The following is a 14,196-nucleotide window of genomic DNA, read 5'->3' as shown; positions in this document are numbered from 1 at the left end:
GAATGAAACGATTCATTGGATTCATACAAAAGGAATTTTACCATATCCTAAGGGACAGGCGCTCATTGTTCATTCTGTTCGGAATGCCCATTGCGCAGGTCTTGCTTTTCGGTTTTGCCATTACCAATGAGATAAATAATGTGGATATTGCCATCCTTGACCATTCTAAAGATGCAACCACCAAAGAAATCATCGCTAAAATAGCCGCTTCCGAATATTTCAGCATTAAACAGATCATACCCAATGAAGCTGCCATAGAACCCGCTTTTAAAAAGGGGCACATCAAAGCGGTCTTGAATTTTGAAAAGGATTTCAGTAAAAAATTGATCACTGAGAACAAAGCGACCCTACAGATCCTGACCGATGCCACTGACCCCAATACGGCCAACACCATAAGCAACTATACTTCATCGATCTTAAAGAACTACCAACAAGACCTGAACAAAGCCGCACAGACCTCCTATAAAATAGAACCCAAGGTACGCTTGGCCTTTAACCCCGAACTTAAAAGCGTTTTTATGTTCGTACCTGGGGTCATGACGGTTATCCTAATGCTGGTTTCGGCCATGATGACTTCCATATCGATAACCCGGGAAAAGGAACTTGGCACGATGGAAATTTTATTGGTCTCCCCCTTAAAACCCTTTCAGGTAATTATCGGAAAGGTCGTACCCTACATCCTACTGGCCGTTGTCAATGCCGTTGTAATCATTCTATTAAGCCTTTTCGTTTTCAAAATGCCCGTTGAAGGCAGTTTGTTCCTATTGGGGGCCGAAAGCATTCTTTTCATTATCAACGCCCTATCATTGGGCATTCTGATCTCGACGTTGGCCCGCACCCAGCAAACCGCCATGATGGTTTCCTTAATGGGCTTAATGCTACCGGTGATTTTATTGTCGGGTTTTATATTTCCCATTAGCAGTATGCCCCTGCCCCTTCAGATCATAAGCAATATCATTCCGGCCAAATGGTTTATCATCATCATAAAAGGAATTATGTTGAAAGGAGTCGGATTGGACTTTATATGGAAAGAAACCCTGATCTTGATCGGAATGACCTTGTTCTTCATTGCCATTAGTATTAAGAAATATAAAATTCGATTGGAGTAATGAACATCATTCGCTATATCATACAAAAGGAATTCCGCCAAATTTTCAGGAACAAAGCCATGTTGCCGATCATATTTATAATGCCATTGATCCAACTGATCATTCTTTCGAATGCGGCTTCATTTGAGGTAAAGAACATCAAATTCGGATATATCGATAATGACAGGACCTCCTCTTCCAGGGAGCTGATCGAAAATTTCAACGCCTCGACGTATTTTAATGTACTCACCGACTTTTCCTCTTCCAAGCAGGCGAAATCGGCCATGTTGAACGGTGATGTTGATGTGGTCCTGGAAATCCCCCGACATTTCAACCGAAACCTCATAAAAGAAAAGAAAACCGACCTATCGGTCACGATCAATGCCATAGATGGGGCCGCAGCGGGTGTTGAAAATGTTTATGTAAACCAAATCGTTGAACGCTTCAATGCAAATACCAAGGTCCAATTAATCCAACTGGGAACCGCAGGCGTACAGCCACAGATCATAGATACCATTCCATTATTTTGGTACAATGAGACCTTGAATTACAAAACCTTTATGGTACCCGGGATTTTGGTACTATTGGTGACGATGATCACCCTTTTCCTTTCCGGGATGAACGTGGTTCGGGAAAAGGAAATAGGCACTTTGGAGCAAATAAATGTTACCCCAATCAAAAAACATCAGTTCATAATCGGTAAATTATTCCCTTTCTTGATTTTGGGGTTGCTGCTTCTGACCGTCGGTTTGATCATTGCCAAAATATTGTTCCATATCCCTATTGTCGGCAGCATCTTTCTCATGTATGGGTATACGGTGATTTATATCCTTGTCATACTTGGTATCGGTTTGTTCATTTCAAATTTTACCGACACCCAGCAACAAGCCATGTTCATCGCTTGGTTCTTTATGGTCATTTTTATTTTGATGAGTGGTTTGTTCACTCCTGTCGAAAGCATGCCGCAGTGGGCCCAAATATTGACAGAGGCCAACCCGATCAAATATTTTGTCCAGGTCATGCGCATGGTCATGCTAAAAGGTGCAGGTTTTTCGGATATTCTTCCCCAATTTGCCAAGACATTACTGTATGCTTTTGCCATGAACGGTTTGGCCGTAATGAGTTATAAAAAATTCACGTAGTTTTATGCCGGAACAAAACATGGACCAATGGCAACAAAGACAGATATAAAAGACCGAAAGGACGTTTCTTTATTGGTCAACACTTTTTACGGAAAAGTCCGGAAAGACAAGATCCTCGGCCCTATCTTCAATAGTATCATCAAGGATTGGGATGCCCATTTGGAACTGTTGACCGATTTCTGGGAAACACAATTCTTCCGAAAGGGAAAATACCTTGGCAACCCCGTAACGGCCCATGAAAAAGTGGATGATATGACGAACCGGACCATAACCCCGGAACACTTTGGGTTTTGGCTCAACCTGTGGTTCGAAACATTGGATGAATTGTTTGAAGGGGATACGGTTTATATCGCAAAAAACCGGGCCCAAAAAATGAGCACCATGTTATTCATGCAAATGTATCAACACCGATCGAAATAACGCCCCGCCCCCTATTGCCCAATAGACAACATTTATTTCGGATATTTTTGTCCTATTTAAAAATTAATACTATCTTTGCCTCAAATAATGATTGGCATAAATGTTTTCAAAAGCATGTGAATACGGGATTAGGGCAGCAACATATATTGCCTTGCAGTCACTTGAGGGCAAACGGACAAGCCTAAAAGATATCGCAAAGGAAACCGATTCCCCGGTTGCGTTCACGGCCAAGATCCTGCAGCAGTTGTCAAAAAATAAAATCGTTGAATCGGTCAAAGGGGCTTCGGGAGGTTTTGAAATCCAAAAAAGGAATGTACAAACCATAAAACTCAGTCAAATCGTTTACGCCATCGACGGTGATAAGGTATATCATGGATGTGGTCTGGGCTTAAAAGAATGTAATGGCGCTAAACCCTGTCCGGTACATGATAAATTTGTAGGTATTCGCGACGGACTTAAAAATATGTTGGAAACAACGACCTTATTGGAAATGACCACAGGCCTGGAAGTCGGCCTCACCTATTTAAAACGATAAAAAAATTTATCAATAAACAGGACATTTTTATCCTATTTAAAATCAAATCAATTAATACCAAGAGCTATCATGGAAAATACACTAAAGACGAACATTGGGGAGATCGTAGCAGAAGACTACCGCACGGCACAGGTTTTTAAAAATCATAATATTGATTTTTGTTGTAGGGGCAATCGAAGCATACAGGAAGTTGCCGAAAAGAACAACTTGGATGCCGAACAACTCTTGAAAGAAGTCAATGAAATCCTGAATCAAACGAAAGCGGATACCATCGATTTTAAATCATGGCCTTTGGATCTTCTTGCAGACTATATTGAGAAAAAACACCACAGATATGTGGAAAAGCAAATACCGGTTTTAAAACAATACTTGGATAAACTTGCCAACACACATGGCACCAACCATCCCGAACTATATGAAATAAGGGAACATTTCAATAAATCTGCCGACGAACTGACCAAACACTTGAAAAAGGAAGAATTGGTTGTTTTTCCAGCGGTCAGGAAAATGGTCGCAGCCACCCAAAACAGTGCCCTTTTAGATAAATTCCATTTTGGCACCATCCAAAATCCCATACAAGTCATGATGCAGGAACACGATAATGAGGGAGAACGATTTAGACAAATAGTTGCGTTAAGCAATAACTACACCCCACCTGCGGACGGATGCACAACCTATAGGGTAACATTTTCACTATTAAAGGAATTTGAAAATGACCTACACAATCATATTCATTTGGAAAACAATATCCTTTTCCCCAAAGCAGCGGAACTGGAAAAACAATTGGGCGATCCCAGATAATAAATTCACCATAGCATGAAAAAATCACCCATTAAAAGGAATAAGGGCCTGATACCGGTAAGTCGTGATCATCATCACGGCTTACTCCTTTGTTGGAAAATCCGAACAGGGTTCTCCAAGGACATATCGACAGAGCGAATCAAACGGTATACCGATTGGTTCTTCGAAACGCACCTAATGCCCCATTTTGATTTGGAGGAAAAACACATTTTCCCCATACTGGGCAACCAACATGAATTGGTCAAAAAAGCCCTCGCAGAACACCGGAGCTTAATCGCCCTATTCACCGATTGCGATAACATTGAACATGCATTGCACATGATCGTGGAAACCTTGCAAGAACATATTCGTTTCGAAGAGCGGGTATTGTTCCAAGAAATACAGGAAGTAGCTACAGAGGAGCAACTTAACTTGGTAGGGGACCTCCACAAAGAAGAAGACTTTTTGGATAACTTGGAAGACGAATTCTGGGCATAAAAAGATGGAATAAACCTTTCGGAAAACCAATTACTACCCCAGTCATTAGACAATGGTTACAATACAATTACCTTTTGACCTTTGAGAGTATTTTGGAAAGTACCTTACGTTTTAAAGCCCTATACTTTCTTAGATGTTCCAAGTATAAGTCCCGATGTTTCTCGTGATTATTCAAATAAAAAGCATCACAAGCCATATCATCGCATTCATGTGCATTCAACTTCGACGTTTCATAACGGTACATGGTACCCGATTTAAGGGTATTCTCACGACGCATGTTAAGTAGTTCGGTATAAAGTCCGATCGTTCAACAGGGGATTTTCAATGGCTATAAGATAATTCAATTCTTCGCCTATAAAATCCAGACTTTCCGTCCAGCCTTCCATCTCTTTCCTATCCTTCTTCAACATGATTCGACTATCGGACTCGTGTTCATGAAAAATTCGTCTACTCATAATACCATACTAACATTTAATTTTTGATTTCCCTGCTCCACATTGCCAATGGTCAAATGCTGCTCGCCCGAAGGAAACTCCCAAATAATGGTATCGCCCTCCGCATAACCTATAACAGCGGAACCCATAGGGGTCAATAGGGAAATTTTCCCATGCTCAATATTACTTTCCGCAGGTGTGACCAAGGTGAATTTTTTACTCCATCCCTTTTCGGATACAACGGTTATGGTGCTATTAAAGCGAATAACATCATTGGGCATATCCTTTTCATCACAAATTGTTGCGGATTCGATCTCACCACTTAATTTTTTCATCGATTTTCCTAAGGTAACATCCTTGTAATATTTGGAGAGATTCATTAATTTTTTCAGCAAAACATATTCCCTCTTTTCTATGATCAAATTTCCGTATTTCATTTTTCCTGATTTTAGTTATGGGTCCTTTCCCCAAAAAAAAGGATAACCCCGCCTTTACAATAAACTTAGGGCCATAAGGCCCAAGGAATCAACCACATTCCCAACCTTCATAAACATGGTCAATGCCTTGAACCCAACCCAAAAGGGGGAGCATAAAGATTTTGACTATCTATCCAAACTCTTTTTCCATGATATCTTATCAAGGAAAAATTCCACGTTGCTCATACGCTTGTTCCAGCCTTTCAATTGCGATGATAAAAGCAGCCGACCTCATATCTACTCCCCTTTCTTTGGATACTTTCAAAACCTTGGTAAAAGACCCCCTGAGTTTGCTTTCCAATTTGCCCATCACCTCATCCAAATGCCAAATTTCACCGTTCCTATTTTGGAGCCATTCAAAATAACTACCTATAACACCGCCTGAATTACATAATATATCGGGAATGATATCTATTCCCTTTGCCAATAATATCTTCTCGGCCTCAACATCGGTAGGTCCGTTGGCCCCCTCGGCAATCAAATACGCCTTGATACTTGATGCATTTTCCGAGGTTATCTGGTTGCCCAGGGCAGCTGGCACACAGATATCACAGTCCAAACCAAAGAAATCCTTATTCTCTATCGGTAAGGCTCCAACATAGCCTAGGATACTTCCGTTATTGGCTTGGGAATATTCCAAGAGCTTTTCGACTGAAATCCCTTCTTCATTATGAATACTGCCATACGCATCTTGGACCGCGGTTAATATTGCGCCTTCTTTTTCGAGAAAATATGCGGTCCAATACCCTACGTTACCAAAACCCTGTACGATGAATTTCTTCTCTTTAAGGTCAACTTTCTTATTTTCGGCCCAAAACTTGATATTGAGGAAAACCCCAAATCCTGTGGCTCTATCCCTACCCTCTGAACCACCAACACCAATCGGTTTACCCGTAACGACATGCATGTTCTTTGATCGCTCATTTGGTGATTTCGTCGACATATACGTATCCAATATCCAGGCCATAGTCTGTGGGTTCGTATTGACATCGGGTGCAGGAATATCCAACTCCGGACCAATATTATCGCCTAAGGCATAGGTAAACCTACGGGTAATACGTTCCAGTTCTGTTTGACTGTATTTTGAAGGAAGTAATTGTATTCCTCCTTTGGCCCCGCCATAAGGCAGGCCTGCCAAAGACGTTTTCCAGGTCATCCACATGGCCAAAGCCCTTGCAGCATCGATATCGACCGTAGGATGATATCTCAATCCTCCTTTATAGGGTCCCAACGCATTATTATGCTGCACCCTATAACCCGTGAAAACCTCAACTTCCCCATTATCCATTCGGACAGGAAAATGTACGACCAATTCGTTATTGGTGACTTCCAATATTTTACGAATATTGGTGTTTAGGCCGATTATATCGGCGGCATGGTTGAACTGTCGCATAACATTTTCCAACATGCCCTGTTTTTGTTGCCTTTTATTCTTCGCCGTTTTTGTTATCATCTACTTATTATTTTAAACTAATTGTGCTTGATTTTCAACGTTTTTGTAATTACCGCTACGCTTATCGTAAGTTTTTACCTCATCCAAATAATGCTCATATTCACTGCACATAGTAATGTTGCTTTTGTCCGTTGTTATTTCACAAAAAGACATGTACTGGCATGTAGAGCAAATACTCCTATTGAATTTTCGTCGCATATATTTTATTTTTAGCTCCATTTAATGACTTACCTATATAACCAACCTCCCATACAAAAACCAACCCATTCACTTTCGGGAAAGCCGGATAGACAACAGCGTCAAACCAATATGCATATTGCCCAACAAACCTTGATTCACCTGATCAGTCATCGGATATTGACCTAAGAATACCCGGGATTCGGTGACCTTCTTTATGCTTTCAACTCGCAATACATTGGTTTCCGATATCAATTTTGGCAAAAGGTGTGCCTTAAAGAACAAACAAGTACAGAAAATCCTTTAACAGGCTGATTGTCAACCATTCTAGTTGATTGATTAAAAAATGAAACAAAAACAGAATGGGGAATTTTTACCCAGTTGAGGAATTGTTACCCAGTAGGTTATTTTAATTTATCCCGCAAGGTCTTTCGATCTATCTGAAGAATATCGGCCGCTTTTGTCTTATTGCCTTTGGTATGGATAAGCACTTTTTGAACGTAATCTTTCACCATTTCATCCAGGGAAACCAAATGGGTATCCGGAAAGTCGATTTGAAACTTCAGCTTATCGGGTAAATCCTTTACTTCGATGGTGCCATCGCCCATGATTATGGCCCGTTGAATAACATTTTCAAGCTCGCGCACATTACCGGGCCAAGGGTATCTTTTCAATATATCAAAGACTTCAGGTGTAATTCGCAATAATCGGTCTTTATATTCGATACCGTATTTCTTTACGAACTTTTCGACTAAAATAGGTATGTCGGCCATTCTCTCCCGTAAGGGGGGCACATCGATCTCAACTACCGTTAGGCGGTAATACAAATCTTCCCGAAATCCCTTGTTTTTGATTTCTTCCAGCAAATTAACATTGGTAGCGGCTATCACCCGTATATCCACTTTTTCTGTTTTCCTTGCGCCCACTTTGGTAACCTCTTTTTCCTGAAGTGCTCGCAATAACTTGCTTTGAACAGCCAAAGACGCTGTTCCTATTTCGTCTAAAAACAAGGTTCCCCCTTGTGCTGCCTGAAAGAATCCTTCGCGGTTTTCATTGGCTCCGGTAAAGGCTCCTTTTACATAACCGAAGAACTCAGCTTCTTGTAAATTTTCCGGGATCGCCCCACAATTGACCGCAATGAAAGGTGCCCGGGAAAACTTTCCGGAATAGTGGATAGCCCTTGCCACCATTTCCTTTCCCGTACCACTCTCCCCTTGGATCAAAACCGTTGCCTTATTATCTTTCACCCTTTCTATGATATCGGTTACTTTCCCAAACGCATCCGATTCACCTACCATATCAGCATGCAATCCCGCCAAAGGGTTATTGCTTTTATTCTTGGAATATTTACGTTGTGAACTTTGCTCAAAAGCCTTTAAAACCGCTTTCCTTAGCTCTTCCTTGGTAAAGGGTTTGGTCAAATAATCCGTAGCGCCCGCTTTAATGACCTCCAAGGCCCCTGAAACGGAGGGGTAGCCCGTAATTACCAATTTCGGCATTTCCGGATAATGCTCTTCGGCAAATTTCAACAACTCCAAACCATCGACCTCGGGCATCTGAATATCGGTGATCAACAGATCAATATGGGCATCTTTCAAGATATATAAAGCTTCCTTTACGGATACCGCTTTATAGGTGTGATAATCCATTGATTGCAGATGGCGCTGTAATAGCTCCAAAATATCGATATCATCATCGACCAACAAAATATTCTCCCTGTGTAGCATAGTTACAATTTAGGAAAATTGACGGTGAATATAGTGCCTTGGGGTTCATTTTGACTATGTGAGATGCTTCCTTTATGACTACTGATAATACCATGGACTACGCTTAGCCCCAACCCCGAACCTTCACCGATTGGTTTGGTAGTGAAGAATGGTTCAAAGATCTTTTCCCCGATCTCGGAATCAATTCCCGGCCCTTCATCCTTAATATGAATTTGGATGTTCGTTCCTGCCTCTTCAATCTGTACATTTATTTTTCCTCCTACCGGCGAATAATAAACCGCATTCATAATGAGGTTAAAAAGTACTTGGGTCAATTGTACCGTATCGGCCTTTAACTGAACGTTATTTACACCAAAGGACTTTGACAACCGTAGGCTCTTAGCCTTAAAGGAAGGTTGCAGCAGTTTTAATACATCATCAATAATGGGGTTCAACTGAATAACATCCATTTCTTGGGGCATTTCACAAGCGAAGAACATCAGTTTCTTAACGATCTCACGACTAAAGATGGTGTTATCTACAATTTTCTGCAGGTCCCTAGCCGCTTCCTTGTCAGGAATGCTTTCCTTCAATAACTCGGCGAACCCCAAAATATTGGCCAAAGGTGTATTGAGTTCATGGGCAATGCCTGCGGTAATCTCTCCAAGAATATGCAACCTATCGGTTCGTTCTATCTGCCGCTTTACCTTCTCCTCACTAACCTTTATCTGTTTTCGTTCCATAAGGTTAGAAACGACCAGACTAACGTTATCCAACAGCGCTACTTCTTCTTCCAAAAAATCGGATATTGAATAGTTATTTGTTGGATATCCTACGAGAATATGACCATCAACCTTATTAAAAACCCTAATATCCGATTTAATGGTGACCATCGACGGGTTGAAACCTTTGGTTTTCACCCAATAGGACGCACTTCTAATTTCAACTTCTGCATACGTATTGAATTGCCAAGCTTTTTTTAGGCAATAAGCAATAGCTTCGAGCGATAGATGCAGTTGGTCGTAATCCGAATTAACAATGATGGAGTTTACTTCATGCAGACAGGTAAGCTCCTTAATCCTTTCTTTTAAAATGGCCTCTGTTGAATTCATCCGTACACTATTCTTATTCGTTACCGGTTTTGAAAAATTGAATCCATCCTTTTACGTCCCCAACCGTCTTGGTACCAGCAAGGATACCAAACTAACAAAAATCAATAAACTCGCAAAGGCCAAAAATTCAAAATAACCTTCAAAAATACCAAAACCCAACCAAGCTGCAATACCCTTATAAAATATAAGTCCCTCGGTAAGGACAAATCCCATTAAAAACAAGGCAAACGTCTTATTCCCCATTTCCAATAATTTGAAATAATCAAGGAATGTAAACAATGCAATGGTTATCACCCCTAAAAATGTCAAGTGTAGGTACGCTATGGTAAAGTCGAGAAATATCGAAGCCAATTTGGCAAAATAGGGTAAACCGGTCAACAGTTGCAGGCCCATTTTAACAAAAAGCAACACCACCACAAGGGTCAACGCTTTACTTTGGAACTCCGAAAAAACATTCTTAAAACCAAAGTTACCGCCTAATGCAAACTTGGTCAACAGTACCAATGCCATAAGTTGAAACAAGGCCCCCAAACCTCCCAAAATGTTATAAACAATCGAAGGGGGTATCCATAGGGTGGATAGAAAAAAGGTAAAAACGATTCCGAAGTTCATACTCCAAAAAAAGTTTCTGAATATTTTTTTCGGCACTATTATTTCCCGTTGTTCCAGCACAAACAAAAACAAACCGATTAAGGCCAGGACCATCCATCCATTATACTGAAAATGGAGGTAAAAGTAAATGGCCAACCGGTACCAAATCGACCCTGCACCCAAGGTATTCATAATAATGCCCAATAGCCATGGCCCTATACTGGACAACACCATATAAATCAAGGCAAAACGGATACATTGGTACGAATTTGCCCTTTTCAACCCAACAGGTACGTTCTTTATGAAAAACCAGGCAAACCAATATGAAGCCAAAAGGAACAAGGTTGAAAAAATAATGGATAAAAGGGCATACCCCTGAAAAGGGAAGGTCACCAACATACCGATCAAGGTTACTTGGGTAAACCAAAAAATACGTCGATATTTTCGATTGAGCCCTTGTTGATCCAGGAACAACTTATACAGCAAAGTAGTTAATCCCATATATACCCAACCCAACAGTGCGATATGGGAATGCCCATGCACTACGAATTTATAGTCAATGGGAATTTCAAAGGTATGGAATGATCGTAGGAGCAACCCGAGCAATGCTGCCATAATAAAATAACCCAGCGCCAATTGTATATGGTTTCTCAGATTCATACTAACGACAAACTGCCTTTTAGATCGAATTTACCTAAAAATCCTTCCGTTTTGATTTATAGGTCAATAGCCAAATGGGAAGAACGGTCCATAACACCAGCATGCCCAACGAAAGGAACAATCCCAAGTCGGTCCCGAAATAAGATTTGAAAACGGCTCCCGTATACCCCAATAGGGCTGAAATATCCAGTTTCAATAAAATCAAGGTCCGTGATAAATCGATTGGGTTAAAAGTCGTAGCCGCCAAAGAAAAAGAATCCAACGGGTACTCCTCAAAAATTATCAATGACAACAAAAACAATCCATCGTAAATGACCGCCAAGAACAACCACATCAGGACCGAATAGCCAAATCCTTTTATTTTGTTCTCATTGGCAAGGGCGATATTAAATGCCAATACCGTAAAGATCATGGTTAAAAATGCCCCTGTGACCAATAGCAATGAAAAGTCCCAGATGACATCGCTTCGAAACAAACCGTAAAGCATGAATGGAACCCCCAGCCCCAAAACCAGACTTAAGGTCAATGAACCTGCCACGCCGAAATACTGCCCCAAAAATATCGACGAACGTTTTAAGGGCTGGGCCAACAAGAGCTCTGTAAACTCTTTGGAATTGTAAAAATACATGACCCCAAAGATCGTACTGATCAAAGGCACAAGAATGATGATCACATTCATTAGGGTAATTACGGCTTTTGACAGATCATGGTTCAAAAAAAGGAGCACGAACCCCAAAGCCAAATAAAATAGGAAGTACACATAACTCCATCGACTTCGCATTAAATCGTAAAAACTGTATTTAAGGATCTTAAGCATCTGTAGTGTGGGTTGATATTGCCGCTATGGCATGTTCAAAATCATTTTGTCCGGTCTTTGCCATCAACTCGTGGATCGTACCCTTAAAATAAATGTTACCTTCCAGGAGGTATACGATCTCATCGGCCATCTCCTCGACAAATTGCATGATATGGGTCGTAATCAGAATCGTTTTGCCTTTGTCTTTTTCTTGCATGATCAATTCCTTCAATTTAAGCAATGATGCGGGATCTAATCCAGTAGTCGGCTCATCAAGAATGATCAACGGACTGTCGAACATAAAAGTCAATACGATATTGACTTTTTGTTTGGTGCCCCCTGAAAGGGTTGCCAGTTTCTTATCCAAATAAGGTTCCAACCCAAAGCGTTTAATGAGTTCTTCCTCTTTACTGGGTTTCTGGCGAAGATCTTTGATCATCCGGACCAACTCTTTCACCTTTAGGTTCCCCGGAAAATTGGCTATTTGAGGCAAATAGTCTATTTCTTGGCGGTATTTCCATTTTTTTCGGATAGACGTCCCGAGCACTTTAAGATTCCCTTTATTAGGAACAACCATTCCCAAAATACTTTTGATCAATGTGGTCTTACCAGACCCGTTGGGTCCCAAAACGGCAAAAATCCCTCCTTCGTCAATCTGCAGATCTAGATGGGAAAGCACTTGGTTCTTGCCAAATTTCTTATGTAGATTCTCTATCTGTATCATTCTGTTTTTTTCATTAAGGGCATCGCATCCATAAGATTGTCCGGGGTAAAGACCGGGGATACTTTCTCCGAAAAATCGATAATATCCATAAAGAGACTTCGCAGCAAAACTATCGTCTCCGGGGTTCTGTTCACAATATAGGAGAATAATTTTACCGGCCTGTACGGCACATCTCCAATACCATCCTTATCCAAGTCATATCCGGTATAACCACTCCAATAATTATTCTCGAACTTATTGTCGTTCAACTTACTGTTATACGAAATATCAAAAGAGTTATATAAAAAATTATTCTTCTCAAATGAATTGGAATAGCAAGCTCCCAAAACCTTTACGGCCCATCCGTTATTTATAAAATCATTGCCTTTATAGGTAATACGATTCGAGCCTTCTATATTTATTCCTATAGTGTTCTCTTCAAAAGTGTTGTCAATGATCTCGGCATCGTTTATTTCTTTCAGTAGCATACCGAAAGCGGCCGACCCCCAATTTTGCCTAAAGGTGTTGCCCTTCATCACAATGCGTTTTGAAAACATCACCGCGACCCCTGCCCCATTGTTCTGAAAGGTGTTATTGGTATACGTATCGTCATTGGAAAACATAAAATGCAGGCCATACCGGAGATTGTTGGTACTTTGATTGTTATTGATGGTTATATGATCGGAAAACTCCAAATAAATACCATCGCGCACCCCTTGCACGATATTGCGATCTACCACGACATTATGGGAATACCATAATTGGATTCCGTTGCCGGAATTATACTCATCTTTGGCATCGCCTATTATTTTATTGTGGTATACCCTGCCATTGTTCGATTTCTCAAGATATATCCCAAAAAAGAGTTTTTCCAACACCACATTCCGTATCAGGAAATTTTCACTTTTAACCACCCGTATGGCCGCATAATCGGTAGTATAACTGGTTCCGACGTTGATTAGAAAGAGTCCGTCTACCGTAACATGGTCCGAAACGATCCGTATGATCTCCCCTTTTTCCCCACCATCGATAACCGGATAATTCTCCCCCAACAAGGTCAAAGGTTTATCTATAAGGATGTTGTATTCTTTATAAGTGCCTTTTTTGATGAGAAGCGTGTCAAAATCAGCGGCCATTTCAACCCCTTCCTTTATGAATCTCACCGCACAGTCAGAACACACCGAAATGGTTTTGCCCCACAGGAAAGTTCCCGTAAGCAACAACATCAAAACAAGGACTTTACGGAAATGCTCCATTATCTAACGACCAAAAATTTAGAATCCACCACGGCTTCTACCCAATGTTTTTCTTCTTTGGGAAAATTAAAATACTGCTGTTCTTTTAAGCGATAGTTCTCTCCGTTGATATGGAATATTATTTCACCTTGCAGCACTATTAAATGGGCGTGGGTGGGGGAAGTATGTTCCGGAAAAACCTCACCTTGCTCCAAACTAATCGTAAGGACTTCATAATGGGTAGCCTTTACCAATTTTTGCAATTGGAATTTATCAAAGCCTTGTTCCGCTATTTGATTGTTTATCTCGTACATTTCGAATGATCTTCAGTTAATTACATGGCCATTAAAGGGATTATAAAACCGTATAACCAACCTTTAAATAAGTACC

At 40.7% G+C, this 14,196-nt stretch carries 17 protein-coding genes; 6 read left to right on the top strand and 11 right to left on the bottom strand.

The window, feature by feature from the left end:
• The first annotated feature begins 2 nt into the window (after positions 1 to 2).
• The 6 genes from PHU20_RS12170 (at position 3) to PHU20_RS12145 (ending at position 4,463) form a co-directional block, all read left to right on the top strand.
• A complete protein-coding gene (locus PHU20_RS12170) occupies positions 3 to 1,109 on the top strand; it encodes an ABC transporter permease (protein WP_274825647.1) in 1,107 nt (368 codons plus the stop codon).
• Positions 1,109 to 2,230, top strand: a complete 1,122-nt coding sequence (locus tag PHU20_RS12165; RefSeq protein WP_274825646.1) for an ABC transporter permease — start codon at positions 1,109 to 1,111, stop codon at positions 2,228 to 2,230. The genes PHU20_RS12170 and PHU20_RS12165 overlap by 1 nt, the downstream gene beginning before the upstream one ends.
• Before the next feature lie 27 nt (positions 2,231 to 2,257).
• Positions 2,258 to 2,650: a group III truncated hemoglobin gene (locus PHU20_RS12160; protein ID WP_274825645.1), complete on the top strand. Its 393-nt coding sequence runs from the start codon at positions 2,258 to 2,260 to the stop codon at positions 2,648 to 2,650.
• A 100-nt stretch (positions 2,651 to 2,750) separates the two neighbouring features.
• Complete coding sequence (locus tag PHU20_RS12155; RefSeq protein WP_274825644.1) at positions 2,751 to 3,185, top strand: RrF2 family transcriptional regulator; 435 nt, start codon at positions 2,751 to 2,753, stop codon at positions 3,183 to 3,185.
• A gap of 69 nt (positions 3,186 to 3,254) precedes the next feature.
• A complete protein-coding gene (gene ric, locus PHU20_RS12150; protein ID WP_274825643.1) occupies positions 3,255 to 3,986 on the top strand; it encodes an iron-sulfur cluster repair di-iron protein in 732 nt (243 codons plus the stop codon).
• Between the two features lie 15 nt (positions 3,987 to 4,001).
• Positions 4,002 to 4,463, top strand: a complete 462-nt coding sequence (locus PHU20_RS12145; RefSeq protein ID WP_274825642.1) for a hemerythrin domain-containing protein — start codon at positions 4,002 to 4,004, stop codon at positions 4,461 to 4,463.
• A gap of 67 nt (positions 4,464 to 4,530) precedes the next feature.
• On the opposite strand, the gene PHU20_RS12140 is transcribed toward PHU20_RS12145, so the two are convergent.
• The 11 genes from PHU20_RS12140 to PHU20_RS12090 form a co-directional block, all read right to left on the bottom strand.
• Entirely contained in the window at positions 4,531 to 4,740 is a 210-nt protein-coding gene (locus tag PHU20_RS12140) for a hypothetical protein (RefSeq protein ID WP_274825641.1), read from the bottom strand.
• 1 nt (position 4,741) lies between these two features.
• Entirely contained in the window at positions 4,742 to 4,918 is a 177-nt protein-coding gene (locus PHU20_RS12135; protein WP_274825640.1) for a hypothetical protein, read from the bottom strand.
• The gene (locus PHU20_RS12130) at positions 4,915 to 5,334 is read right to left on the bottom strand and encodes a GreA/GreB family elongation factor (RefSeq protein ID WP_274825639.1); all 420 of its coding nucleotides are present in this window, start codon (positions 5,332 to 5,334) and stop codon (positions 4,915 to 4,917) included. Before PHU20_RS12130 ends, PHU20_RS12135 begins: the two co-directional genes overlap by 4 nt.
• 199 nt (positions 5,335 to 5,533) lie before the next feature.
• Entirely contained in the window at positions 5,534 to 6,826 is a 1,293-nt protein-coding gene (locus tag PHU20_RS12125; RefSeq protein ID WP_274825638.1) for a Glu/Leu/Phe/Val family dehydrogenase, read from the bottom strand.
• Positions 6,827 to 7,407: 581 nt separating this feature from the next.
• A complete protein-coding gene (locus tag PHU20_RS12120) occupies positions 7,408 to 8,730 on the bottom strand; it encodes a sigma-54-dependent transcriptional regulator (RefSeq protein ID WP_274825637.1) in 1,323 nt (440 codons plus the stop codon).
• A gap of 2 nt (positions 8,731 to 8,732) precedes the next feature.
• The gene (locus PHU20_RS12115) at positions 8,733 to 9,821 is read right to left on the bottom strand and encodes a sensor histidine kinase (RefSeq protein ID WP_274825636.1); all 1,089 of its coding nucleotides are present in this window, start codon (positions 9,819 to 9,821) and stop codon (positions 8,733 to 8,735) included.
• Between the two features lie 51 nt (positions 9,822 to 9,872).
• A complete protein-coding gene (locus tag PHU20_RS12110; protein ID WP_274825635.1) occupies positions 9,873 to 11,072 on the bottom strand; it encodes a hypothetical protein in 1,200 nt (399 codons plus the stop codon).
• Positions 11,073 to 11,106: 34 nt separating this feature from the next.
• Entirely contained in the window at positions 11,107 to 11,889 is a 783-nt protein-coding gene (locus tag PHU20_RS12105; RefSeq protein WP_274825634.1) for an ABC transporter permease, read from the bottom strand.
• Positions 11,882 to 12,592 (bottom strand): ABC transporter ATP-binding protein, encoded by a 711-nt coding sequence (locus PHU20_RS12100; protein ID WP_274825633.1) that lies wholly within the window; start codon positions 12,590 to 12,592, stop codon positions 11,882 to 11,884. Before PHU20_RS12100 ends, PHU20_RS12105 begins: the two co-directional genes overlap by 8 nt.
• Positions 12,589 to 13,827 (bottom strand): nitrous oxide reductase family maturation protein NosD, encoded by a 1,239-nt coding sequence (locus PHU20_RS12095; protein ID WP_274825632.1) that lies wholly within the window; start codon positions 13,825 to 13,827, stop codon positions 12,589 to 12,591. The genes PHU20_RS12100 and PHU20_RS12095 overlap by 4 nt, the downstream gene beginning before the upstream one ends.
• On the bottom strand, positions 13,827 to 14,120 hold the full coding sequence (locus PHU20_RS12090; protein WP_274825631.1) for a cupin domain-containing protein: 294 nt from the start codon (positions 14,118 to 14,120) through the stop codon (positions 13,827 to 13,829). The genes PHU20_RS12095 and PHU20_RS12090 overlap by 1 nt, the downstream gene beginning before the upstream one ends.
• Between the last annotated feature and the right edge of the window lie 76 nt (positions 14,121 to 14,196).

Source organism: Maribacter polysaccharolyticus, from assembly GCF_028882255.1.
In the GTDB taxonomy this organism is placed as follows: Bacteria; Bacteroidota; Bacteroidia; order Flavobacteriales; family Flavobacteriaceae; genus Maribacter_A; species Maribacter_A polysaccharolyticus.
This window is presented reverse-complemented; position numbering and strand designations above follow the sequence as displayed.

What these genes read in the sequence shown, in the direction of transcription:
- PHU20_RS12170 (WP_274825647.1), top strand. Translation starts at nt 3, where the DNA reads ATGAAACGATTCATTGGATTCATACAAAAGGAATTTTACCATATCCTA.
- PHU20_RS12165 (WP_274825646.1), top strand. Translation starts at nt 1,109, where the DNA reads ATGAACATCATTCGCTATATCATACAAAAGGAATTCCGCCAAATTTTC.
- PHU20_RS12160 (WP_274825645.1), top strand. Translation starts at nt 2,258, where the DNA reads ATGGCAACAAAGACAGATATAAAAGACCGAAAGGACGTTTCTTTATTG.
- PHU20_RS12155 (WP_274825644.1), top strand. Translation starts at nt 2,751, where the DNA reads ATGTTTTCAAAAGCATGTGAATACGGGATTAGGGCAGCAACATATATT.
- ric (WP_274825643.1), top strand. Translation starts at nt 3,255, where the DNA reads ATGGAAAATACACTAAAGACGAACATTGGGGAGATCGTAGCAGAAGAC.
- PHU20_RS12145 (WP_274825642.1), top strand. Translation starts at nt 4,002, where the DNA reads ATGAAAAAATCACCCATTAAAAGGAATAAGGGCCTGATACCGGTAAGT.
- PHU20_RS12140 (WP_274825641.1), bottom strand. Translation starts at nt 4,740, where the DNA reads ATGCGTCGTGAGAATACCCTTAAATCGGGTACCATGTACCGTTATGAA.
- PHU20_RS12135 (WP_274825640.1), bottom strand. Translation starts at nt 4,918, where the DNA reads ATGAGTAGACGAATTTTTCATGAACACGAGTCCGATAGTCGAATCATG.
- PHU20_RS12130 (WP_274825639.1), bottom strand. Translation starts at nt 5,334, where the DNA reads ATGAAATACGGAAATTTGATCATAGAAAAGAGGGAATATGTTTTGCTG.
- PHU20_RS12125 (WP_274825638.1), bottom strand. Translation starts at nt 6,826, where the DNA reads ATGATAACAAAAACGGCGAAGAATAAAAGGCAACAAAAACAGGGCATG.
- PHU20_RS12120 (WP_274825637.1), bottom strand. Translation starts at nt 8,730, where the DNA reads ATGCTACACAGGGAGAATATTTTGTTGGTCGATGATGATATCGATATT.
- PHU20_RS12115 (WP_274825636.1), bottom strand. Translation starts at nt 9,821, where the DNA reads ATGAATTCAACAGAGGCCATTTTAAAAGAAAGGATTAAGGAGCTTACC.
- PHU20_RS12110 (WP_274825635.1), bottom strand. Translation starts at nt 11,072, where the DNA reads ATGAATCTGAGAAACCATATACAATTGGCGCTGGGTTATTTTATTATG.
- PHU20_RS12105 (WP_274825634.1), bottom strand. Translation starts at nt 11,889, where the DNA reads ATGCTTAAGATCCTTAAATACAGTTTTTACGATTTAATGCGAAGTCGA.
- PHU20_RS12100 (WP_274825633.1), bottom strand. Translation starts at nt 12,592, where the DNA reads ATGATACAGATAGAGAATCTACATAAGAAATTTGGCAAGAACCAAGTG.
- PHU20_RS12095 (WP_274825632.1), bottom strand. Translation starts at nt 13,827, where the DNA reads ATGGAGCATTTCCGTAAAGTCCTTGTTTTGATGTTGTTGCTTACGGGA.
- PHU20_RS12090 (WP_274825631.1), bottom strand. Translation starts at nt 14,120, where the DNA reads ATGTACGAGATAAACAATCAAATAGCGGAACAAGGCTTTGATAAATTC.